The sequence below is a fragment of the Streptomyces sp. NPDC046465 genome (assembly GCF_040646035.1).
GTDB lineage: Bacteria > Actinomycetota > Actinomycetes > Streptomycetales > Streptomycetaceae > Streptomyces.
In genome coordinates, this window is record NZ_JBEYZK010000014.1 from 105,132 (window position 1) to 127,269 (window position 22,138).

Sequence of the window (22,138 nt, forward strand, 5' to 3'; positions counted from 1 at the left end):
CGCAGCGATGTTCCGCCGTACGTTCTGGTTCACCGCGGGCGCAGCCGCCGGCGTATGGGCCACCACCAAGGTCAACCGCAAGCTCAAGCAGCTGACCCCCGAGAGCCTCGCCGCGCAGGCCGCGAACAAGGCGATCGAGACGGGTCACCGCCTGAAGGACTTCGCGCTCGACATCCGCGACGGCATGGCCGAGCGCGAGGCGGAGCTGGGCGAGGCGCTGGGCCTGCGGAACCACCCCGACACGGAGCTCCCCGTGCACCGCCGCTTCGCGGTCATCGAGAACCACAGCAGCAACAAGAGCACCAACAAGAGCACCAACGAGTACGACAAGAAGAAGACGCAGTCCGTCGAGAACACGGCGCACTCGTACAACCGGAATGAGGACCACTGATGGAGTCGGCTGAAATCCGCCGCCGCTGGCTGAGCTTCTTCGAGGAGCGCGGGCACGCCGTCGTCCCTTCGGCGTCGCTCATCGCGGACGACCCGACTCTGCTGCTCGTCCCCGCCGGCATGGTGCCCTTCAAGCCCTACTTCCTGGGTGAGGTCAAGCCGCCCGCGCCGCGCGTCACCAGCGTGCAGAAGTGCGTGCGCACACCCGACATCGAAGAGGTCGGCAAGACCACGCGCCACGGCACGTTCTTCCAGATGTGCGGCAACTTCTCCTTCGGCGACTACTTCAAGGAGGGCGCCATCACGCTCGCCTGGGAGCTGCTCACCAGCCCGGTCGACAAGGGCGGCTTCGGTCTCGACCCCGAGCGCCTGTGGATCACCGTCTACCTCGACGACGACGAGGCCGAGCAGATCTGGCGCGAGAAGGTCGGCGTACCGGCCGAGCGCATCCAGCGCCTGGGCAAGAAGGACAACTTCTGGTCCATGGGCGTGCCCGGACCCTGCGGCCCGTGCTCCGAGATCAACTACGACCGCGGCCCGGAGTTCGGCGAAGAGGGCGGCCCCGCCGTCAACGACGAGCGCTACGTGGAGATCTGGAACCTGGTCTTCATGCAGTTCGAGCGCGGCGCGGGCGACGGGAAGGAAGACTTCCCGATCCTCGGCGAGCTCCCCTCGAAGAACATCGACACGGGTCTCGGCCTCGAACGCCTCGCGATGATCCTGCAGGGCGTACAGAACATGTACGAGACGGACACCCTGCGCGTCGTCATGGACAAGGCCACCGAGCTCACCGGCGTGCGGTACGGCGCCGAGCACGGCTCGGACGTCTCCCTGCGCGTGGTCGCCGACCACATCCGTACGTCGACCATGCTCATCGGCGACGGCGTCTCGCCCGGCAACGAAGGCCGCGGGTACGTCCTGCGCCGCATCATGCGCCGCGCCATCCGCAACATGCGTCTGACGGGCGCCACCGGACCGGTCGTCAAGGACCTCGTCGACGTCGTGATCGACACGATGGGGCAGCAATACCCCGAGCTCATCACCGACCGCAAGCGCATCGAGACCGTCGCCCTCGCCGAAGAGGCCGCCTTCCTCAAGGCACTCAAGGGCGGCACGAACATCCTCGACACCGCTGTCACCGAGACCAAGGCCGCCGGCGGTCAGGTCCTCTCCGGCGACAAGGCGTTCCTGCTGCACGACACGTGGGGCTTCCCCATCGACCTCACCCTGGAGATGGCCGCAGAACAGGGCCTCTCCGTGGACGAGAACGGCTTCCGCCGCCTGATGAAGGAGCAGCGGGACCGCGCCAAGGCCGACGCCAGGGCCAAGAAGACCGGCCACGCCGACCTGCACGCCTACCGTGAGATCGCCGACGCCTCGGGCGCCACCGACTTCACGGGCTACTCCCTCACGGAGAACGAGGCCCAGATCGTCGGCCTCCTCGTCAACGGCGTCTCCTCGCCCGCGGCCACCGAGGGCGACGAGGTCGAGATCGTCCTCGACCGCACCCCCTTCTACGCGGAGGGCGGCGGCCAGATCGGCGACACCGGCCGCATCCGTCTGGACAGCGGTGCCGTCGTCGAGATCCGCGACGTGCAGAAGCCGGTGCCCGGCGTGCACGTCCACAAGGGTGTCGTCCAGGTCGGCGAGATCACCGTCGGCGCCCCGGTCTGGGCGTCGATCGATGCCCACCGCCGCCGCGCCATCGCCCGCGCCCACTCCGCCACGCACCTCACGCACCAGGCGCTGCGCGACGCGCTCGGCCCGACGGCCGCCCAGGCCGGTTCCGAGAACCAGCCCGGCCGCTTCCGCTTCGACTTCGGTTCGCCGTCCGCCGTGCCCACGGCCGTGATGACGGACGTCGAGCAGAAGATCAACGAGGTCCTCGCCCACGAGCTGGACGTCCAGGCCGAGGTCATGTCGATCGACGAGGCGAAGAAGCAGGGCGCCATCGCCGAGTTCGGCGAGAAGTACGGCGAGCGCGTGCGCGTCGTCACCATCGGCGACTTCTCCAAGGAGCTGTGCGGCGGCACGCACGTCCACAACACCGCCCAGCTGGGTCTGGTGAAGCTGCTCGGCGAGTCCTCCATCGGCTCCGGCGTGCGCCGCATCGAGGCGCTGGTCGGCGTCGACGCGTACAGCTACCTCGCCAAGGAGCACACGGTCGTCGCCCAGCTCCAGGAGCTGGTCAAGGGCCGCTCCGAGGAGCTTCCCGAGAAGATCTCCGGCATGCTCGCCAAGCTGAAGGACGCCGAGAAGGAGATCGAGAAGTTCCGCGCGGAGAAGGTCCTCCAGGCCGCCGCCGGTCTCGTCGAGTCCGCTCGGGACGTACGCGGTGTCGCCCTCGTCACCGGCCAGGTGCCGGACGGCACGGGCGCCGACGACCTGCGCAAGCTGGTCCTGGACGTGCGCGGCCGCATCCAGGGCGACCGCCCGGCCGTGGTCGCCCTGTTCACCACGGCCAACGGCCGCCCGCTGACGGTCATCGCCACCAACGAAGCCGCGCGTGAGCGTGGTCTCAAGGCCGGTGACCTGGTGCGCACCGCCGCCAAGACGCTCGGTGGCGGTGGCGGCGGCAAGCCGGACGTCGCCCAGGGCGGCGGCCAGAACGCGGCCGCCGTGCCCGACGCGATCGCCGCCGTCGAGCGCCTCGTCACCGAGACGGCCTGATGACCGAGCCTGCCCAGGGCATGCGCCGGGGTCGACGCCTCGCGATCGACGTCGGTGACGCCCGGATCGGGGTCGCCTCGTGCGACCCCGACGGGATCCTCGCCACGCCGGTCGAGACGGTGCCGGGGCGCGATGTCCCGGCCGCGCAGCGCCGGTTGAAGCAGCTCGCCGACGAGTACGAGCCGATCGAGATCGTCGTCGGCCTCCCTCGCTCCCTCAACGGGGGCGAGGGCCCGGCGGCCGCCAAGATCCGCGTATTCACCAACGACCTCGCCCGCATGGTCGCCCCCATTTCGGTGAGGCTCGTGGACGAGAGGATGACCACAGTGACGGCCAGTCAGGGCCTGCGCGCCTCCGGCGTGAAGTCGAAAAAGGGCAGGTCCGTGATCGATCAGGCGGCCGCGGTCATCATTCTTCAGCAGGCCCTGGAGTCCGAACGGGCGTCAGGTAAAGCTCCCGGCGAGGGCGTCGAAGTGGTCATCTGATCGCGATACGGTAACGTTCCGCGCGATGCGGCGGTGTTCGAACAACTGCCGCACAGCATCAAGAGGCGGAACGGTTGCCCGGCCATCCCGACGGCGGCCCCGCCTCGCGGCATGTAGGGGATCGATGACTGAGTATGGCCGGGGCCCAGGCTCCGAACCGTGGCATCCGGAGGACCCGTTGTACGGGGACAGCGGATGGGGAGGACAGGCGCCCGCGAGCGGCACGTCCACCTACGGCGGCCAGGGGCAGTACCACCCGCAGCAGCCGCACCAGCATCAGCAGCCGCACCAGTCGCAGTACGGCGGCGACTGGAGCACCGGTCAGCAGCAGTCCTACGACCAGCAGCAGTACAACGGCCAGCAGTCCTACGGCGGTCAGCAGCAGTTCAACGGCGATCCCGGACAGCAGTACAACGGTGATCCCGGCCAGGGGTACGGTGCGGGCGCCGGTCAGGGATACGGCGGCGGGCCCGACCACGGCTACAACGGCGGCTGGGACACCGGCGGACAGGGCCAGGTCCCGTATGGCGGCGATCCGATGGACCCCTACGGCGGCCAGCAGGGTGGCTACGGCGCGGAGAACCACGACTACTACGCCACCCCCGATGCCTACGCACCGCCGGAGCCGCCGGCCCGTCGCTCCCCGACGCCCGAGCCCGGCTCCGAGAAGACCGACTGGGACCCGGGCCCCGACCAGGGCGAACACGCGTTCTTCGCGGGTAGCGAGGACGACGAGCACGACGATGACGACGAGCCCGGCCGCCGGGGTGGCCGAGGCGACCGGCGCGGCGGACGTGGCGGCAAGAAGAGCAAGAAGCGCCGCAGCGGCTGCGCCTGTCTGGTCGTCACGATCGTCTTCGCGGGCGGTCTCGGCGGGGTCGGCTACTTCGGCTACCAGTTCTATCAGGATCGTTTCGGCACGGCGCCGGACTACGCGGGCGAGGGCTCGGGGACGGTCACCGTCGACATTCCCAAGGATGCCGGTGGTTACGAGATCGGCGGAAAGCTCAAGGCAGCCGGAGTCGTCAAGAGCGTCGACGCCTTCGTGTCCGCGCAGGGCAAGCATTCGCGGGGCCAGTCGATTCAGTCCGGCGTCTACACGCTGAAAAAGGGAATGTCGGCCGCGAGCGCGGTCGAGCTGATGCTCAACCCGAAGAGCCGCAGCAACCTCATCATTCCCGAGGGTCGGCGGAACGCATGGGTTTACGCCGAGATCGACAAACGCCTGAAGGTCGACAACGGCACCACGGAAAAGGTCGCCAAGAAGGACTGGAAGAGCCTCGGACTTCCTTCCTGGGCGAATAGCAACAAGGACATCAAGGACCCCCTGGAAGGCTTCCTCTACCCCTCCAGCTATCCGGTCGCGAAGGGCCAGAAGCCTGCGGACGTCCTCAAGAAAATGGTCGCCGAGGCCAGCGCGAAGTACGACGAACTGGGCCTCCAGTCGAAGGCCAAGGAACTCAACCTCAAGGACCCGCTGCAGGTTCTCACCGTGGCGAGCCTCGTCCAGGCCGAAGGAAAGTTCAAGCACGACTTCGAAAAGGTCTCCACGGTCGTCTACAACCGTCTGAAGCCCAACAACACCGAGACATATGGTCTGTTGGACTTCGACTCGACGGTGAACTACTTGCGCGGCGAGTCCAAGCTCGGCACCGGCACGGTCGACGCGCTCCGCAAGCTCGAGGACCCGTACAACACGTACAAGATCAAGGGTCTGCCGCCGGGACCGATCAGCAACCCGGGTGAGGTCGCGCTGAATGCGGCGCTCCATCCCGCCAAGGGCAACTGGTACTACTTCGTCTCCGTCAGCGAGGACAAGACGCTCTTCGCGGAGACGAACGAAGAGCAGAACCGGAACCGCGAGAAATACCTGAAGGGGCAATGAGCGCGCAGCAGCGACGAGCCGCAGTCCTTGGCTCCCCGATCGCCCATTCCCTCTCCCCGGTGCTGCATCGCGCGGCATACGAGGAGCTGGGTCTGAGCGAATGGTCCTATGACCGTTTCGAGATCGATGAGGCGGCGCTGCCCGGGTTCATCGGGGAGCTCGGCCCCGAATGGGCGGGACTTTCGCTGACGATGCCGTTGAAGCGGGCGATCATTCCGCTGCTCGACGAGATCAGCGGGACCGCCGCGTCCGTCGAGGCCGTGAACACGGTGGTGTTCACGGAGGACGGCCGGAAGGTCGGCGACAACACCGACGTGCCCGGCATGGTCGCCGCGCTCCGCGAACGCGGCATCGAACAGGTCGACTCCGCCGCGATCCTCGGCGCGGGCGCCACCGCGTCGTCGGCGCTCGCCGCCCTGGCCCGCATCTGCACCGGCGAGGTCACCGCGTACGTGCGCAGCGACGCCCGCGCCGCCGAGATGCGGCAGTGGGGCGAGCGGCTCGACGTGGAGGTCAGGACCGAGGCCTGGGAGGACGCCAGGGAGGCGCTGACCGCCCCCCTGGTGATCGCCACGACCCCGGCGGGCACCACGGATGCCCTGTCCGGTCTCGTGCCCGAGCGTCCCGCCACCCTCTTCGACGTCCTGTACGACCCGTGGCCCACCGCTCTCGCGGCCCGCTGGTCGGCGTACGGCGGAGCGGTCGTCAGCGGGCTCGACCTGCTCGTGCACCAGGCGGTGCTGCAGGCCGAGCAGATGACGGGGCGCACCCCCGCGCCGCTGGACGCCATGCGCAAGGCCGGGGAGCACGCACTCGCCGCACGGTAGGCCCCTGGTCGGGCCCGGCCCGCGCCCCGGTCGCGCCCTGGTCGAGGCCCGTCCGCCAGATGGACCGGGCGCCGGTTCCCGGCTCAGGTCGTGGGAGGATCAGGGGTGGCGGGCCAGGGCCGCGCACCCGGCCGCGCCGTCGAAGACCGCAGTTCGAGGCGCGAGCATGAGGAGCATCCGTTGAGCAGGTTGCGTTGGCTGACCGCGGGGGAGTCGCACGGACCCGCGCTTGTCGCGACGTTGGAGGGGCTTCCCGCCGGCGTGCCGATCACCACGGAGATGGTGGCGGATCATCTGGCCCGGCGGCGCCTTGGGTATGGGCGTGGTGCGCGGATGAAGTTCGAGCGTGATGAGGTCACGTTCCTGGGTGGTGTGCGGCACGGGTTGTCGATGGGTTCGCCGATCGCGGTGATGGTCGGGAACACGGAGTGGCCCAAGTGGGAGCAGGTCATGTCGGCCGATCCGGTCGATCCGGCGGTGTTGGCGGATCTGGCGCGTAATGCGCCGTTGACGCGGCCGCGTCCGGGGCATGCGGATCTGGCGGGGATGCAGAAGTACGGTTTTGAGGAGGCCCGGCCGGTCCTGGAGCGTGCGTCGGCGCGGGAGACCGCGGCGCGGGTCGCGCTGGGTGCGGTGGCGCGTTCTTTCCTGAAGGAGACGGCCGGGATCGAGATCGTTTCCCACGTCACGGAGCTGGCGGCGGCGAAGGCGCCGTACGGGGTGTACCCGACGCCTGCTGATGTCGAGAAGCTGGACGCGGATCCGGTGCGGTGCCTGGACGCGGATGCGTCGAAGGCGATGGTCGCGGAGATCGATCAGGCGCACAAGGACGGCGACACGCTGGGTGGTGTCGTCGAGGTCCTCGCTTACGGGGTGCCGGTGGGGCTGGGGTCGCATGTGCACTGGGACCGGCGGCTTGATGCACGGCTGGCGGCGGCGTTGATGGGTATTCAGGCGATCAAGGGTGTTGAGGTCGGGGACGGGTTCGAGCTGGCCCGGGTGCCGGGGTCGCGGGCGCATGACGAGATCGTGGCCACGGAGGAGGGGATCAGGCGTACGTCGGGGCGTTCCGGTGGTACGGAGGGTGGTCTGACCACGGGTGAGTTGTTGCGGGTGCGGGCGGCGATGAAGCCGATCGCGACGGTGCCGCGGGCGTTGGCGACGGTTGATGTGGCGACGGGTGAGGCGACCAAGGCGCATCATCAGCGTTCTGATGTGTGTGCTGTGCCTGCGGCGGGCATTGTCGCGGAGGCGATGGTGGCGCTGGTCCTGGCGGATGCGGTGGCGGAGAAGTTCGGTGGGGACAGTGTTCCCGAGACCCGCCGCAACGTGCGGTCCTACCTCGACAACCTGCAGATCCGGTGACCGGGCCGCAGGTCGTTCTCGTCGGCCCCATGGGCGTGGGCAAGACCACGGTCGGCGAGCTGCTCGCCGACCGGCTCGGCAGCACGTTCCGGGACACCGACGCCGACATCGTGGCCGCACAGGGCCGGGAGGTCTCGGACATCTTCGTCGACGAGGGTGAGCCGTACTTCCGTGCCCTTGAGCGGGCCGCCGTGGCGACCGCGCTCACGGAGCACGCAGGGGTCCTCGCCCTCGGCGGCGGCGCCGTCATCGACGAGTCGACCCGCGCACTGCTCGGCGAGCACCCCGTGGTCTGCCTCTCGATGGAGGTCGAGGAGGCCGTCCAGCGCACCGGGCTCAACCAGGCCCGCCCGCTGCTCGCGGTCAACCCCCGCAAGCAGTGGCGCGAGCTGATGGACGCCCGCCGTCCGCTGTACGCCGAAGTCGCCCGCGCGGTCGTCGCCACCGACGGCCGCACCCCCGATGAGGTCGCCCAAGCGGTCCTCGACGCACTGGAGTTGAAGGAAGCATGACGACGGAGCAGACCCCCACCCGTATCCACGTCGGCGGCACCGCCGGTTCGGATCCGTACGAGGTCCTGGTCGGTCGGCAGCTCCTCGGCGAGCTGCCCGGCCTCATCGGCGACCAGGCCAAGCGGGTCGCCGTGATCCACCCCGAGGCGCTCGCCGACACCGGCGACGCGCTCCGTCAGGACCTCGCCGACCAGGGGTACGAGGCGGTCGCCATCCAGGTGCCGAACGCCGAGGAGGCCAAGACCGCCGAGGTCGCCGCGTACTGCTGGAAGGCCCTCGGTCAGTCCGGCTTCACGCGCAGCGACGTCATCGTCGGCGTCGGCGGCGGGTCCTCCACCGACCTCGCCGGGTTCGTGGCGGCGACCTGGCTGCGCGGCGTCCGGTGGATCGCCGTGCCGACCACGGTGCTCGGCATGGTGGACGCGGCGGTCGGCGGCAAGACGGGCATCAACACCGCCGAGGGCAAGAACCTCGTCGGTTCGTTCCACCCGCCGGCCGGAGTCCTCTGTGACCTCGCGGCGCTCGACTCGCTGCCGGTGAACGACTACGTCTCCGGGCTCGCGGAGATCATCAAGGCCGGTTTCATCGCCGACCCGGCGATCCTGGAGCTCATCGAGGCGGACCCCGAGGCGGCTCGTACGCCTGCGGGCCCGCACACCGCCGAGCTCATCGAGCGCTCCATCAAGGTCAAGGCCGAGGTCGTCTCCGGTGACCTGAAGGAGGCGGGCCTGCGCGAGATCCTCAACTACGGGCACACCCTCGCGCACGCCATCGAGAAGAACGAGCGCTACAAGTGGCGGCACGGCGCCGCGGTCTCCGTCGGCATGCTCTTCGCGGCCGAACTCGGCCGCCTGGCGGGCCGCCTCGACGACGCCACGGCCGACCGGCACCGCACGATCCTCGAATCGGTCGGTCTGCCGCTGACCTACCGCTACGACCAGTGGCCCAAGCTCCTGGAAACCATGAAGGTCGACAAGAAGTCCCGCGGTGACCTGCTGCGCTTCATCGTCCTCGACGGCCTCGGCAAGCCGACCGTCCTGGAGGGCCCCGACCCGGCCGTGCTGCTCGCCGCCTATGGCGAAGTGGGCCAGTAGGACCAGCAGCACACGCTTCACGTGGCCGCGTAATCCGGCCACGGGCACGTCTTGGCCTCCCCGGCCGTTCACACAACGGCGGCCGGGAACGGTACCGTTCGGTAACGGGCGGCCGGCTGCCGCCCGACCAGCGTCAGTCGCACGAGACGGAGTGGCACCGGATGCAGCACGCAGTGGGATCTCCGCTGCCGCCGCCCCACCAGCCGGGGCACGGACCGGCCACCGGCTGGTCGCCGGCCGCACACCACCCGAGCGCTCCGCCTCCCGGAGTGTCGGCGCATGCGGCGGTGCCTCCCGGATTCACGGGCGGCCCCGCCCCGCACGCCCCGGGACAGGCCCCGCACACCGCTCAGGCGCAGGGTCAGCCCCCGATGCCGCACGCTCCTGCGGCGCCCCAGCCCCCTCAGCACGGCCCCGCCCCGGTGCCGCCGCCCCCGGACACCACCGGGCACGTCCAGTTGCCGCCGGGCGGCCCCGTCGCGATGCCGAGCCCGCCGCAGGGCACGGCGCCGACCGACACCGGCGCCACGACGCTCGCCGTGCTGCTCATCGGCCCGGCGGGCGCGGGCAAGACGAGCGTCGCCAAGTACTGGGCCGAGCACCGGCGCGTGCCGACCGCGCACATCAGCCTCGACGACGTACGGGAATGGGTGCGCTCGGGGTTCGCCGACCCCCAGTCGGGCTGGAACGACCACTCCGAGGCCCAGTACCGCCTGGCCCGCCGCACCTGCGGCTTCGCCGCGCGCAACTTCCTGGCCAACGGCATCTCCTGCATCCTCGACGACGCCGTCTTCCCCGACCGGCCGGTCGTCGGCCTCGGTGGCTGGAAGCGTCATGTGGGCCCCGGCCTGCTGCCGGTGGTCCTGCTGCCCGGCCTGGAGATCGTCCTGGAGCGCAACGCCGAGCGCTGCGGCAACCGCCGTCTGACGGACGAGGAAGTGGCCCGCATCCACGGCCGCATGGCCGGCTGGTACGGCTCGGGCCTCCCCATCATCGACAACTCCCAACTGGACGTCCCCGCCACGGCCCAGGTCCTGGACGACGTCCTGGCCCGCGCCATCGCGAGCCCCCCGAAGTGGTAGCCGTGGCCATGGGTCACGGTTGAGGCACCGAGTCCTCGAACCGCCTTCACATATCCGCCGCCGGTACTACGGTCATGCCTCCGAAATGAGCCCGGGGGGCCTGACATGACCAATCCGTACGGCACACCGCACACCCCACCCACCCCGGCGAACGGCGCCAGGACCGCCCCGAAGTGGGCCCGGAAGCGCTATCTGCTCCCGGCCCTCGCTCTCGCCGTGTTCCTGGGCGTCGGCATCGGCGCGGCCGGGGGCGACCAGGACGGCGAGGCGAAGGCGGGGCCCACCCCGACCGCCACGAGTACCGCGACCGTCACCGCGACGCCGAAGGCCGAACCGGCCCCGACCCGCACGGTCCGTTCGACCAGGACGGTCAAGTCGACCGTCACGGTCACGGCGCCCCCGGCGGGCGGCGGATCCGGGGACGATCGCTCGGGTGACGGCGGCTCGGGTGGCTCGGGTGACGGCGGCTCCGGTGGTTCCGGGTCCGGCGGGGGCGGGTCCGTGTCCTACGCGAACTGTGCCGAGGCCCGCGCCGCCGGTGCCGCCCCGGTCCATCGCGGCGAGCCCGGCTACGGCAGACACCTCGACCGGGACGGCGACGGGATCGGCTGCGACAGCTGAGCGCCCCGGGGGGATTCGGCGGCGCCGACCGCCCGGTCGGACGCGCCCGCCGGGCCGTGTGGTCGCGGCGCTCGTAGGCTCGCCCCATGTCAGAGGTGTACGCGGTCCGCAGGGAGCGGGTTCGGGAGCGCTGTGCCGCCGGTGGTGGCGCGGCGGCGTTGATCTCCCGGCCCGCCAATGTCCGCTATCTCGCCGGTGCCGCTCCCGCCGGAGCCGTACTCCTCGTCGGCAAGGACGAGGACGTGCTGCTCTGCGGGAGCCCGCCCGGCGACGAGTCGTGCGAGGGGCGGCCCGACGAGGCGCTGCGGCTGCGGTCGCTGGCGTCACCGGGCGCCGATCCGGCCGTCGCGGGGGCCGGTCTCGCGGTCGCCCAGGGCTTCGACGCCCTGGCCGTCGAGGAACACCACCTGACCGTCGCCCGGCACCACGCGCTCGAATCGGTCGCGCCGCGGCTGCGCCTGACGGACCTCGGGGCGGCTGTCGAGCAGCTGCGCCTGGTCAAGGACGAGGAGGAGCTCTCCTGTCTGCGGATCGCCGCCGAGATCGCCGATCAGGCGCTGGGTGAGCTCCTGGAGTCCATTCTCGTGGGGCGTACGGAGCGGCATCTGGCGCTGGAGCTGGAGCGGCGGCTCATCGACCACGGTGCGGACGGGCCCGCGTTCCCGACCTCGGTCGGCACCGGACCGAACTCCGGCAAAGGCGGCCACCGGCCCTCGGACCGGCGGGTGGAGGAGGGAGATTTCCTCTCCGTGTGCCTGGGGGCGAGCTACCGCGGATACCGCTGCGAGATCGGTCGTACGTTCGTCATCGGTACGTCGCCCGCCGACTGGCAGATCGAGCTGTACGACCTGGTCTTCGCCGCGCAGCGGGCCGGTCGTGAGGCTCTTCTGCCCGGTGCGGCCTGCCGTGATGTGGACCGGGCAGCCCGTCACGTACTGGACTCGGCGGGCTATGTGGAGGGGCTCGCTCCGCTCACTGGGCATGGTGTGGGGCTCGAAATTGACGAGGACCCGCAGTTGGCGCCCGCGGCCATGGGTAAACTGGATGCCTGCGTGCCGGTCACCGTCGAACCGGGGGTTCACCTCCCGGGCCGGGGTGGTGTCCGGATCGATGACACGCTCGTCGTGCGCCCCGAGGCGGACGGCGGACCCGAGCTACTCACCATCACGACCAAGGAACTGCTCGCGCTCTGACGCGCGTGGGCGTCCGGGGTCGTCCACCAGTCAGTCAGTGCAGGAGATTCCGCAACCGTGGCTTCCACGAACGACCTCAAGAACGGCCTGGTGCTCAAGCTCGAAGGCGGCCAGCTCTGGTCCGTCGTCGAGTTCCAGCACGTCAAGCCCGGCAAGGGCCCGGCCTTCGTGCGCACCAAGCTCAAGAACGTGCTCTCCGGCAAGGTCGTCGACAAGACGTTCAACGCCGGCGTCAAGGTCGAAACGGCCACGATCGACAAGCGCGACATGCAGTTCTCCTACATGGACGGCGACTACTTCGTCTTCATGGACATGGAGACGTACGACCAGCTGCACGTCGACCGCAAGGCCGTCGGTGATGCCGCCAACTTCCTGATCGAGGGCTTCACCGCCTCCGTCGCGCAGCACGACGGCTCGGTGCTCTTCGTCGAGCTGCCCGCCGCCGTCGAGCTCGTCATCCAGGAGACCGAGCCGGGTGTCCAGGGCGACCGCTCCACCGGTGGCACCAAGCCCGCCACCCTGGAGACCGGCCACCAGATCCAGGTGCCGCTCTTCATCACCACGGGCGAGAAGATCAAGGTCGACACCCGTGACAGCGGCTACCTCGGCCGGGTGAACAGCTAACCGTGGCTGCTCGTAATACGGCCCGCAAGCGCGCCTTCCAGATTCTCTTCGAGGCGGACCAGCGCGGCACCGACGTCCTGACGGTCCTCGCCGACTGGGTGCGCCACTCGCGGTCCGACACCCGGCAGCCGCCGGTGAGCGAGTACACCATGGAGCTCGTCGAGGGGTACGCGGAGCATGAGCGCCGCATCGACGAACTCATCGCGCAGTACGCCGTCGGATGGACCCTGGACCGCATGCCGGTCGTCGACCGGAACATCCTGCGCCTCGGCGCGTACGAGCTCGTCTGGGTCGACGGGACGCCGGACGCCGTGGTGCTCGACGAGGCGGTCCAGCTCGCCAAGGAGTTCTCCACGGACGAGTCGCCGTCCTTCGTCAACGGCCTGCTCGGGCGCTTCAAGGACCTGAAGCCGTCCCTGCGCCGGGACGAGGCGTAAGGCGTCGTCGTACGTCATCGGAGGGCCCGCAGCAATCCGCTGCGGGCCCTCCGATTTTCCCGGGGCGCTCTCGGCCCGTCAGTGGAATGGGCCGCGGAGCGAAATGCTCCGGGGAATGCGAAAAGCCGCCGGGGTGGCCGCGCCTTTCGGCTGCGGCCACCCCGGCGGCACGTTTCTTCTGATGCCTTGAGCGGCGGGATCAGACCTCTTCGTGGGCGACGGCGCGACGCGCGTCGGCGTCCAGGACGCCCCAGCTGATCAGCTGCTCGGTCAGCACCGAGGGGGACTGGTCATAGATGACGGCGAGCGTGCGCAGGTCGTCCTGGCGGATCGAGAGCACCTTGCCGTTGTAGTCACCGCGCTGCGACTGGATCGTGGCGGCATAGCGCTGCAACGGGCCCGCCTTCTCCTGCGGGACGTGCGCGAGGCGCTCGAGGTCGAGCACGAGCTTGGGCGGCGGCTCGGCGGCGCCACCAGGCGCGGTACCCGGAAGGAGCTCCTGCACGGGGACGCCGTAGAAGTCCGCAAGCTCGGCGAGGCGCTGCACGGTCACGGCACGGTCACCGCGCTCGTACGACCCCACGACGACCGCCTTCCAGCGTCCCTGGGACTTCTCCTCGACACCGTGGAGGGAAAGGCCCTGCTGGGTACGGATCGCGCGGAGCTTGGCCCCGAGCTGCTTGGCGTATTCGCTGGACATATAGCTCCCCGGACGCTGCGACAATCATGCGGCTCCGCCGCGTGGCTGGTAACTCACTGTGAGGTTACGCAGCGTTACTTGCTTGCGTCAAGCCGAATGGTCCTTACCGCCCCATCGGTGGATCCCGATGACGTGCCAGGTCTTGGGTACTGGTAGTCTGACTGGCGCAATTTCGACGTCCTTTAACGTCCGTCCTGTGAGGCGGAGAAGGAGGTCCGTTTCATATGGACACGCAGGACACCAAAGACTCCGCAGACTCCGCTGTCGCGCGCCCCGTACTCGAGGGCCCCGACATCGCGCGGGTACTGACCCGCATCGCCCACGAGATCGTCGAGCGCGCCAAGGGCGCCGACGACGTGGTTCTGCTCGGCATCCCCACCCGCGGCGTCTTCCTCGGCCGCCGGCTCGCCGAGAAGCTCGAAGAGATCACCGGCCGCACGATTCCGGTCGGCTCCCTCGACATCACCATGTACCGCGACGACCTGCGGATGCATCCACCGCGCGCCCTCGCCCGCACCGAGATCCCCGGTGACGGCATCGACGGCCGCCTGGTCGTCCTCGTCGACGACGTGCTCTTCTCCGGCCGCACCATCCGCGCCGCCCTCGACGCCCTGAACGACATCGGGCGCCCCCGTGCGGTGCAGCTCGCCGTGCTCGTCGACCGAGGCCACCGCGAACTGCCCATCCGCGCCGACTACGTGGGCAAGAACCTCCCCACGTCGCTGCGGGAGACGGTCAAGGTGCAGCTCGCCGAGGAGGACGGCCGCGACGCCGTGCTGCTCGGCGCCAAGCCCGCCTCCGCTTAAGACCGGCTTCCTCCCTCACGGGCCCAGGGCACGACCCTGCGCGCCCGCGTGCCCGCAGACCTCCACACACCGGAGTACACGCAGATGATGCGACACCTCATCTCGGCCGCCGACCTCTCCCGCGACGACGCCGTCCTCATCCTCGACACGGCCGAGGAGATGGCGCGCGTCGCCGACCGGCCGATCAAGAAGCTGCCCGCCCTGCGCGGCCGCACCGTGGTCAACCTCTTCTTCGAGGACTCGACCCGGACCCGGATCTCCTTCGAGGCCGCCGAGAAGCGGCTCTCCGCCGATGTCATCAACTTCGCCGCCAAGGGGTCGTCCGTCTCCAAGGGCGAATCCCTCAAGGACACCGCGCAGACCCTGGAGGCGATGGGCGTCGACGCCGTCGTCATCCGGCACGGCGCCTCCGGAGCGCCCTACCGCCTGGCGACCTCCGGCTGGATCGACGCCGCTGTCATCAACGCGGGCGACGGCACCCACCAGCACCCCACGCAGGCCCTGCTCGACGCCTTCACCATGCGGCGCCGGCTCGTCGGACCGGACGCCGGACTCGGCCAGGACCTGGCGGGCAAGCACATCACCCTCGTCGGCGACATCCTGCACAGCCGTGTCGCCCGTTCCAACGTGGACCTCCTGCACACCCTCGGCGCCGAGGTCACCCTCGTCGCCCCGCCCACGCTGGTGCCGGTCGGCGTCGAGCAGTGGCCCTGCGAGGTCTCGTACGACCTGGACAGGGTGCTGCCCAAGTCCGACGCCGTCATGATGCTGCGGGTGCAGCGCGAGCGCATGAACGCCGCGTTCTTCCCCACCGAGCGCGAGTACTCGCGGCGCTACGGCCTGGACGGCGAGCGCATGGCGAAGATGCCCGAGCACGCCATCGTCATGCACCCGGGACCGATGGTCCGCGGCATGGAGATCACCGCCGAGGTCGCCGACTCCGACCGCTGCACGGTCGTCGAGCAGGTCGCCAACGGCGTCTCCATCCGCATGGCGGTCCTCTACCTGCTCCTGGGCGGCAACGAGCCCGCCGTCACCCACACCCGGCCCGTCGATTCGGAGAACAAGTAACCATGAGCAAGATTCTGATCCGTGGTGCGAAGGTGCTCGGTGGCGAGGCCCGGGACGTCCTGATCGACGGCGAGACGATCGCCGAGGTCGGCACGGACCTGACGGCCGAGGGAGCGACCGTCGTCGAGGCCGCGGGCAAGGTCCTCCTGCCGGGCCTCGTCGACCTCCACACGCACCTGCGCGAGCCGGGCCGCGAGGACTCCGAGACCGTCCTGACCGGCACCCGCGCGGCCGCCTCCGGCGGCTTCACCGCCGTCTTCGCCATGGCCAACACGTTCCCCGTCGCCGACACCGCAGGCGTCGTCGAGCAGGTCTACCGGCTCGGCAAGGAGTCCGGCTACTGCGACGTGCAGCCCATCGGCGCCGTCACCGTGGGCCTGGAGGGCAAGAAGCTCGCCGAGCTCGGCGCCATGCACGAGTCCGCCGCCGGGGTCACCGTCTTCTCCGACGACGGCAAGTGCGTCGACGACGCCGTGATCATGCGCCGCGCCCTGGAGTACGTGAAGGCCTTCGGCGGCGTCGTCGCCCAGCACGCGCAAGAGCCCCGGCTCACCGAGGGCGCCCAGATGAACGAGGGCGTCGTCTCCGCCGAGCTGGGCCTCGGCGGCTGGCCCGCGGTGGCCGAGGAGTCGATCATCGCCCGGGACGTCCTGCTCGCCGAACACGTCGGGTCGCGCGTCCACATCTGCCACCTCTCGACCGCGGGCTCCGTCGAGATCGTGCGCTGGGCCAAGTCGCGCGGCATCGACGTCACCGCCGAGGTCACCCCGCACCACCTCCTCCTCACCGACGAGATGGTCCGCTCGTACAACCCCGTCTACAAGGTCAACCCGCCGCTGCGCACCGAGCGCGACGTCATGGCGCTGCGCGAGGCCCTCGCCGACGGGACCATCGACATCGTCGCCACCGACCACGCCCCGCACCCGCACGAGGACAAGGACTGCGAGTGGGCCGCGGCCGCCATGGGCATGGTCGGCCTGGAGACCGCGCTCTCCGTCGTCCAGCAGACGATGGTCGAGACCGGCCTGCTGACCTGGGAGGCCGTCGCCGACCGGATGTCCTTCAAGCCCGCCGCCATCGGTCGGGCCACCGGTCACGGCCGCCCCGTCTCGGCAGGTGAGCCCGCGAACCTCGTCCTGGTCGACGCCGATTACCGTGGGGCAGTGGACCCCGCGGGCTTCGCCTCGCGCAGCCGCAACACTCCCTATGAGGGCCGTGAGCTGCCGGGCCGCGTCACGCACACGTGGCTCCGGGGTCGGGCCACGCTCGTCGACGGGAAGCTCGCGTGACATCTCTTCTTGAATTGGCCGCCGAGAAGGAATCGGCGGACGTGACCGACTGGGCCGCACGGCTCGGCTGGGTCGTCGGACTCCTGCTCTTCATCGCGCTCGTCTACTGGCTGATGCGCGAGGGCTGGAAGTGGCGCGGCACGCTCCAGGGCGACCTGCCCGAGCTGCCCGCCGCGCCGGATGACCCGGGCCCGGCCAGACTTGAGCTGAGCGGCCGCTACCACGGCTCGACCACGGCAGGGCAGTGGCTCGACCGCATCGTGGCGCACGGCCTCGGCACCCGCAGCCGCGTCGAGCTGACGCTCACCGACGCGGGCCTCGACGTCGTACGCCCCGGCGCGACGGACTTCTTCGTCCCGGCCGCACAGCTGCGCGAGGCCCGCCTCGACAAGGGCATCGCCGGCAAGGTCCTCACGGAGGGCGGTCTCCTGATCGTCACGTGGGAGCACGGCAGGAAGCTGCTCGACTCGGGCTTCCGCTCGGACCACGCGGCCGAGCAGGCCGCATGGGTCGAGACGCTCAACAACATGATCGACACGAACAGCGCCAGCGACACGAACAGCGCCAGCGACGCGAACAGCACTACGGAAGGCACCGCACGATGACGACCTCCAAGCAGGGGACGGCCTCGCAGAGGAAGGGGGCGCTTCCCGCCGTACTCGTCCTGGAGGACGGCCGCATCTTCCGCGGCCGCGCCTACGGGGCCGCGGGGGAGACCTTCGGCGAAGCGGTGTTCTCCACCGGCATGACCGGCTACCAGGAGACCCTGACCGACCCCTCGTACGACCGTCAGATCGTGGTCGCCACCGCCCCGCAGATCGGCAACACGGGCTGGAACGACGAGGACGACGAGTCGGGCCGCATCTGGGTCTCCGGTTACGTGGTCCGCGACCCGGCCCGCATCCCCTCCAACTGGCGTGCCGCTCGCTCGCTCGACGACGAGCTGGTGAACCAGGGCATCGTCGGCATCTCCGGGATCGACACCCGCGCCCTCACCCGTCACCTGCGCGAGCGCGGCTCCATGCGCTCCGGCATCTTCTCCGGCGAGCACCTCGCCGCCGACGCCGAGCTCGTGGCCCGCGTCCAGGCACAGCCCCAGATGAAGGGCGCCAGCCTGTACGAGGAGGTCGCCACCAAGGAGGCGTACGTCGTCCCCGCGATCGGTGAGAAGAAGTTCACCGTCGCCGCCATCGACCTCGGCATCAAGGGCATGACCCCGCACCGCATGGCCGAGCGCGGCATCGAGGTGCACGTGCTGCCCGCCACCGCCACGGAGGAGGACGTGTACGCCGTCGCCCCGGACGGCGTGTTCTTCTCCAACGGCCCCGGCGACCCGGCCACCGCCGACGGACCGGTCGCCCTCATGACCGCCGTCCTCAAGCGCCGGACGCCGCTCTTCGGCATCTGCTTCGGCAACCAGATCCTCGGCCGCGCCCTCGGCTTCGGCACGTACAAGCTGAAGTACGGCCACCGCGGCATCAACCAGCCGGTGCAGGACCGCACCACCGGCAAGGTCGAGGTCACCGCGCACAACCACGGATTCGCCGTGGACGCGCCGCTCGACCAGGTCAGCGACACCCCCTTCGGGCGCGCCGAGGTCTCCCACGTGTGCCTCAACGACAACGTCGTGGAAGGCCTGCGGCTGCTCGACCAGCCGGCCTTCTCCGTGCAGTACCACCCCGAAGCGGCCGCGGGCCCGCACGACGCCGCGTACCTCTTCGACCGCTTCACGTCTTTGATGAACACCGCTCCGATGGAGGGCCAGCGTGCCTAAGCGCACCGATATCCAGTCCGTCCTGGTCATCGGCTCCGGCCCGATCGTCATCGGTCAGGCCGCCGAGTTCGACTACTCCGGCACCCAGGCGTGCCGGGTCCTCAAGTCCGAGGGCCTGCGCGTCATCCTCGTCAACTCCAACCCGGCGACGATCATGACCGACCCGGAGATCGCCGACGCCACGTACGTCGAGCCGATCACGCCGGAGTTCGTCGAGAAGATCATCGCAAAGGAGCGCCCCGACGCGCTCCTGCCGACCCTTGGCGGCCAGACGGCCCTCAACACGGCCATCTCCATGCACGAGCAGGGCGTCCTGGAGAAGTACGGCGTCGAGCTCATCGGCGCCAACGTCGAGGCCATCAACAAGGGCGAGGACCGCGACCTCTTCAAGGGCGTCGTCGAAGAGGTCAACAAGAAGATCGGCCACGGCGAGTCCGCCCGCTCGTACATCTGCCACTCCATGGACGACGTCCTCAAGGGCGTCGACGAGCTCGGCGGCTACCCCGTCGTCGTCCGCCCCTCCTTCACCATGGGCGGCGCCGGTTCCGGCTTCGCGCACAACGAGGAGGAGCTGCGCCGCATCGCGGGACAGGGCCTCACCCTCTCGCCGACCACCGAGGTGCTCCTGGAGGAGTCCATCCTCGGCTGGAAGGAGTACGAGCTGGAGCTGATGCGCGACAAGAACGACAACGTCGTGGTCGTCTGTTCCATCGAGAACTTCGACCCGATGGGCGTGCACACCGGTGACTCGATCACCGTCGCCCCGTCGATGACGCTCACCGACCGCGAGTACCAGACCCTGCGGGACGTCGGAATCGCGATCATCCGCGAGGTCGGCGTCGACACCGGCGGCTGCAACATCCAGTTCGCGATCAACCCCGAGGACGGTCGCGTGATCGTCATCGAGATGAACCCGCGCGTCTCGCGGTCCTCGGCGCTCGCGTCGAAGGCCACCGGCTTCCCGATCGCGAAGATCGCCGCCAAGCTGGCCGTCGGCTACACCCTCGACGAGATCCCCAACGACATCACCGAGAAGACGCCGGCGTCCTTCGAGCCGAGCCTCGACTATGTCGTCGTCAAGGCTCCGCGCTTCGCTTTCGAGAAGTTCCCGTCCGCCGACTCCACGCTGACGACCACCATGAAGTCGGTCGGCGAGGCCATGGCCATCGGCCGCAACTTCACCGAGGCGCTGCAGAAGGCGCTGCGGTCCCTGGAGAAGAAGGGCTCGCAGTTCACCTTCGTGGGCGAGCCCGGCGACAAGGCTCTTCTTCTTGAAGAGGCCGTCCGGCCGACCGACGGGCGCATCAACTCCGTCATGCAGGCCATCCGCGCCGGCGCCACCCCCGAGGAGGTCTTCGAGTCCACGAAGATCGACCCGTGGTTCGTCGACCAGCTCTTCCTGATCAAGGAGACCGCCGACGAGTTGGCCGCCGCCGAGCGCCTCGACGCCGCGCTGCTCGCCGACGCCAAGCGGCACGGCTTCTCCGACGCCCAGATCGCCGAGATCCGCGGGCTGCGCGAGGACGTCGTGCGCGAGGTGCGCCAGGCCCTCGGCGTGCGCCCCGTCTACAAGACGGTCGACACCTGCGCCGCCGAGTTCGCCGCGAAGACGCCGTACTTCTACTCCTCGTACGACGAGGAGAACGAGGTCGCCAAGCGCGAGAAGCCCGCAGTGATCATCCTGGGCTCCGGCCCGAACCGCATCGGCCAGGGCATCGAGTTCGACTACTCCTGCGTCCACGCCTCCTTCGCGCTCAGCGACGCGGGCTACGAGACCGTGATGGTCAACTGCAACCCCGAGACCGTCTCCACCGACTACGACACCTCCGACCGGCTCTACTTCGAGCCGCTCACCCTTGAGGACGTCCTGGAGATCGTCCACGCCGAGGCGCAGGCCGGGCCGATCGCGGGCGTCATCGTCCAGCTCGGCGGCCAGACCCCGCTGGGTCTGGCGCAAGCGCTCAAGGACAACGGCGTCCCGGTCGTGGGCACCCCGCCCGAGGCCATCCACGCCGCCGAGGACCGCGGCGCCTTCGGGCGCGTGCTCGCGGAGGCCGGTCTCCCCGCGCCCAAGCACGGCACCGCGACCACCTTCGCCGAGGCCAAGGCCATCGCCGACGAGATCGGCTACCCCGTCCTCGTCCGCCCGTCGTACGTGCTCGGCGGCCGCGGCATGGAGATCGTGTACGACGAGACCCGCCTCTCCGCGTACATCGAGGAGTCGACCGAGATCAGCCCCTCGCGGCCGGTCCTCGTCGACCGCTTCCTCGACGACGCCATCGAGATCGACGTCGACGCGCTCTACGACGGCGAGGAGCTCTACCTCGGCGGCGTCATGGAGCACATCGAGGAGGCCGGCATCCACTCCGGCGACTCGGCGTGCGCCCTGCCCCCGATCACCCTCGGCGGCTTCGACATCAAGCGCCTGCGCGCCTCCACGGAGGGCATCGCCAAGGGCGTCGGCGTGCGCGGACTGATCAACATCCAGTTCGCGATGGCGGGTGACATCCTCTACGTCCTGGAGGCCAACCCGCGCGCGTCGCGCACCGTCCCCTTCACCTCGAAGGCGACCGCGGTGCCGCTCGCCAAGGCCGCCGCGCGCATCTCGCTCGGCGCCACCGTCGCCGAGCTGCGCGCCGAGGGCATGCTCCCGGCCGTCGGCGACGGCGGCACGCTCCCCATGGACGCGCCGATCTCCGTCAAGGAGGCCGTCATGCCGTGGTCGCGCTTCCGCGACATCCACGGCGCGGGCGTCGACACCGTCCTCGGCCCGGAGATGCGCTCCACGGGCGAGGTCATGGGCATCGACTCGGTCTTCGGCACGGCGTACGCCAAGTCGCAGGCCGGCGCGTACGGCCCGCTGCCGACCAAGGGCCGTGCCTTCATCTCCGTCGCCAACCGCGACAAGCGCTCGATGATCTTCCCGGCGCGTGAACTGGTCGCGCACGGCTTCGAGCTGTTCGCCACGTCCGGCACGGCCGAGGTGCTCAAGCGCAACGGCATCAACGCCACGATCGTGCGCAAGCAGTCCGAGGGCGAGGGCCCGAACGGCGAGAAGACCATCGTCCAGCTCATCCACGACGGCGGCGTCGACCTCATCGTCAACACCCCGTACGGCACCGGCGGCCGCCTCGACGGCTACGAGATCCGTACGGCCGCCGTGTCGCGCTCCGTGCCGTGCCTGACGACGGTCCAGGCGCTCGCCGCCGCCGTACAGGGCATCGACGCGCTCAACCGCGGCGACGTGGGCGTCCGGTCGCTCCAGGAACACGCGGAACGCTTGACCGCGGCCCGCGACTAGCAGCCCACAAGG

Annotated in this window: 20 protein-coding genes; 19 read left to right on the forward strand and 1 reads right to left on the reverse strand. The window is 70.0% G+C overall.

Annotated elements, in window-relative coordinates:
- Positions 1–7 precede the first annotated feature (7 nt).
- From ABZ953_RS22650 to nusB, 13 genes are all read left to right on the forward strand, one after another.
- Positions 8–391 (forward strand): DUF6167 family protein, encoded by a 384-nt coding sequence (locus tag ABZ953_RS22650; protein WP_361726681.1) that lies wholly within the window; start codon positions 8–10, stop codon positions 389–391.
- Entirely contained in the window at positions 391–3,060 is a 2,670-nt protein-coding gene (gene alaS / locus ABZ953_RS22655) for an alanine--tRNA ligase (protein ID WP_361726683.1), read from the forward strand. Before ABZ953_RS22650 ends, alaS begins: the two co-directional genes overlap by 1 nt.
- Positions 3,060–3,545 carry a Holliday junction resolvase RuvX gene (ruvX, locus tag ABZ953_RS22660; protein ID WP_361726685.1) on the forward strand — a complete coding sequence of 162 codons (486 nt, stop codon included), beginning with the start codon at positions 3,060–3,062 and terminating at the stop codon, positions 3,543–3,545. Before alaS ends, ruvX begins: the two co-directional genes overlap by 1 nt.
- 124 nt (positions 3,546–3,669) lie before the next feature.
- Positions 3,670–5,430, forward strand: a complete 1,761-nt coding sequence (gene mltG, locus ABZ953_RS22665; RefSeq protein WP_361726687.1) for an endolytic transglycosylase MltG — start codon at positions 3,670–3,672, stop codon at positions 5,428–5,430.
- Positions 5,427–6,257: a shikimate dehydrogenase gene (locus ABZ953_RS22670; protein ID WP_361726689.1), complete on the forward strand. Its 831-nt coding sequence runs from the start codon at positions 5,427–5,429 to the stop codon at positions 6,255–6,257. Before mltG ends, ABZ953_RS22670 begins: the two co-directional genes overlap by 4 nt.
- Positions 6,258–6,437: 180 nt before the next feature.
- A complete protein-coding gene (gene aroC / locus ABZ953_RS22675) occupies positions 6,438–7,622 on the forward strand; it encodes a chorismate synthase (protein ID WP_361726690.1) in 1,185 nt (394 codons plus the stop codon).
- On the forward strand, positions 7,619–8,134 hold the full coding sequence (locus ABZ953_RS22680) for a shikimate kinase (protein WP_361726692.1): 516 nt from the start codon (positions 7,619–7,621) through the stop codon (positions 8,132–8,134). Before aroC ends, ABZ953_RS22680 begins: the two co-directional genes overlap by 4 nt.
- A complete protein-coding gene (gene aroB / locus ABZ953_RS22685) occupies positions 8,131–9,228 on the forward strand; it encodes a 3-dehydroquinate synthase (protein ID WP_361726694.1) in 1,098 nt (365 codons plus the stop codon). The genes ABZ953_RS22680 and aroB overlap by 4 nt, the downstream gene beginning before the upstream one ends.
- A gap of 161 nt (positions 9,229–9,389) precedes the next feature.
- Positions 9,390–10,310, forward strand: a complete 921-nt coding sequence (locus ABZ953_RS22690; protein WP_361726696.1) for a Pro-rich N-terminal domain-containing protein — start codon at positions 9,390–9,392, stop codon at positions 10,308–10,310.
- A gap of 105 nt (positions 10,311–10,415) precedes the next feature.
- On the forward strand, positions 10,416–10,931 hold the full coding sequence (locus tag ABZ953_RS22695) for an excalibur calcium-binding domain-containing protein (protein ID WP_361726698.1): 516 nt from the start codon (positions 10,416–10,418) through the stop codon (positions 10,929–10,931).
- An 86-nt stretch (positions 10,932–11,017) separates the two neighbouring features.
- Positions 11,018–12,124, forward strand: a complete 1,107-nt coding sequence (locus tag ABZ953_RS22700) for an aminopeptidase P family protein (protein ID WP_361726700.1) — start codon at positions 11,018–11,020, stop codon at positions 12,122–12,124.
- Positions 12,125–12,181: 57 nt separating this feature from the next.
- Positions 12,182–12,748, forward strand: coding sequence for an elongation factor P (gene efp / locus ABZ953_RS22705; protein WP_361726702.1), 567 nt, complete (start codon positions 12,182–12,184; stop codon positions 12,746–12,748).
- Positions 12,749–12,750: 2 nt separating this feature from the next.
- The gene (nusB, locus tag ABZ953_RS22710; protein ID WP_361168907.1) at positions 12,751–13,185 is read left to right on the forward strand and encodes a transcription antitermination factor NusB; all 435 of its coding nucleotides are present in this window, start codon (positions 12,751–12,753) and stop codon (positions 13,183–13,185) included.
- Between the two features lie 199 nt (positions 13,186–13,384).
- Here the strand turns inward: nusB and bldD are convergent, their stop codons facing one another.
- Positions 13,385–13,885, reverse strand: a complete 501-nt coding sequence (gene bldD / locus ABZ953_RS22715) for a transcriptional regulator BldD (protein WP_030787240.1) — start codon at positions 13,883–13,885, stop codon at positions 13,385–13,387.
- Between the two features lie 224 nt (positions 13,886–14,109).
- Here bldD and pyrR point away from each other — a divergent pair, with 224 nt between their 5' ends.
- From pyrR to carB, 6 genes are all read left to right on the forward strand, one after another.
- On the forward strand, positions 14,110–14,691 hold the full coding sequence (gene pyrR / locus ABZ953_RS22720) for a bifunctional pyr operon transcriptional regulator/uracil phosphoribosyltransferase PyrR (RefSeq protein ID WP_361726705.1): 582 nt from the start codon (positions 14,110–14,112) through the stop codon (positions 14,689–14,691).
- Between the two features lie 84 nt (positions 14,692–14,775).
- Positions 14,776–15,762, forward strand: a complete 987-nt coding sequence (locus tag ABZ953_RS22725; RefSeq protein ID WP_361726912.1) for an aspartate carbamoyltransferase catalytic subunit — start codon at positions 14,776–14,778, stop codon at positions 15,760–15,762.
- A 2-nt stretch (positions 15,763–15,764) separates the two neighbouring features.
- Entirely contained in the window at positions 15,765–17,051 is a 1,287-nt protein-coding gene (locus ABZ953_RS22730; protein ID WP_361726707.1) for a dihydroorotase, read from the forward strand.
- Positions 17,048–17,656, forward strand: a complete 609-nt coding sequence (locus ABZ953_RS22735; protein ID WP_361726709.1) for a hypothetical protein — start codon at positions 17,048–17,050, stop codon at positions 17,654–17,656. Before ABZ953_RS22730 ends, ABZ953_RS22735 begins: the two co-directional genes overlap by 4 nt.
- On the forward strand, positions 17,653–18,825 hold the full coding sequence (gene carA / locus ABZ953_RS22740; RefSeq protein ID WP_361726711.1) for a glutamine-hydrolyzing carbamoyl-phosphate synthase small subunit: 1,173 nt from the start codon (positions 17,653–17,655) through the stop codon (positions 18,823–18,825). Before ABZ953_RS22735 ends, carA begins: the two co-directional genes overlap by 4 nt.
- Complete coding sequence (gene carB / locus ABZ953_RS22745) at positions 18,818–22,126, forward strand: carbamoyl-phosphate synthase large subunit (RefSeq protein WP_361726712.1); 3,309 nt, start codon at positions 18,818–18,820, stop codon at positions 22,124–22,126. Before carA ends, carB begins: the two co-directional genes overlap by 8 nt.
- Positions 22,127–22,138: the final 12 nt, after the last annotated feature.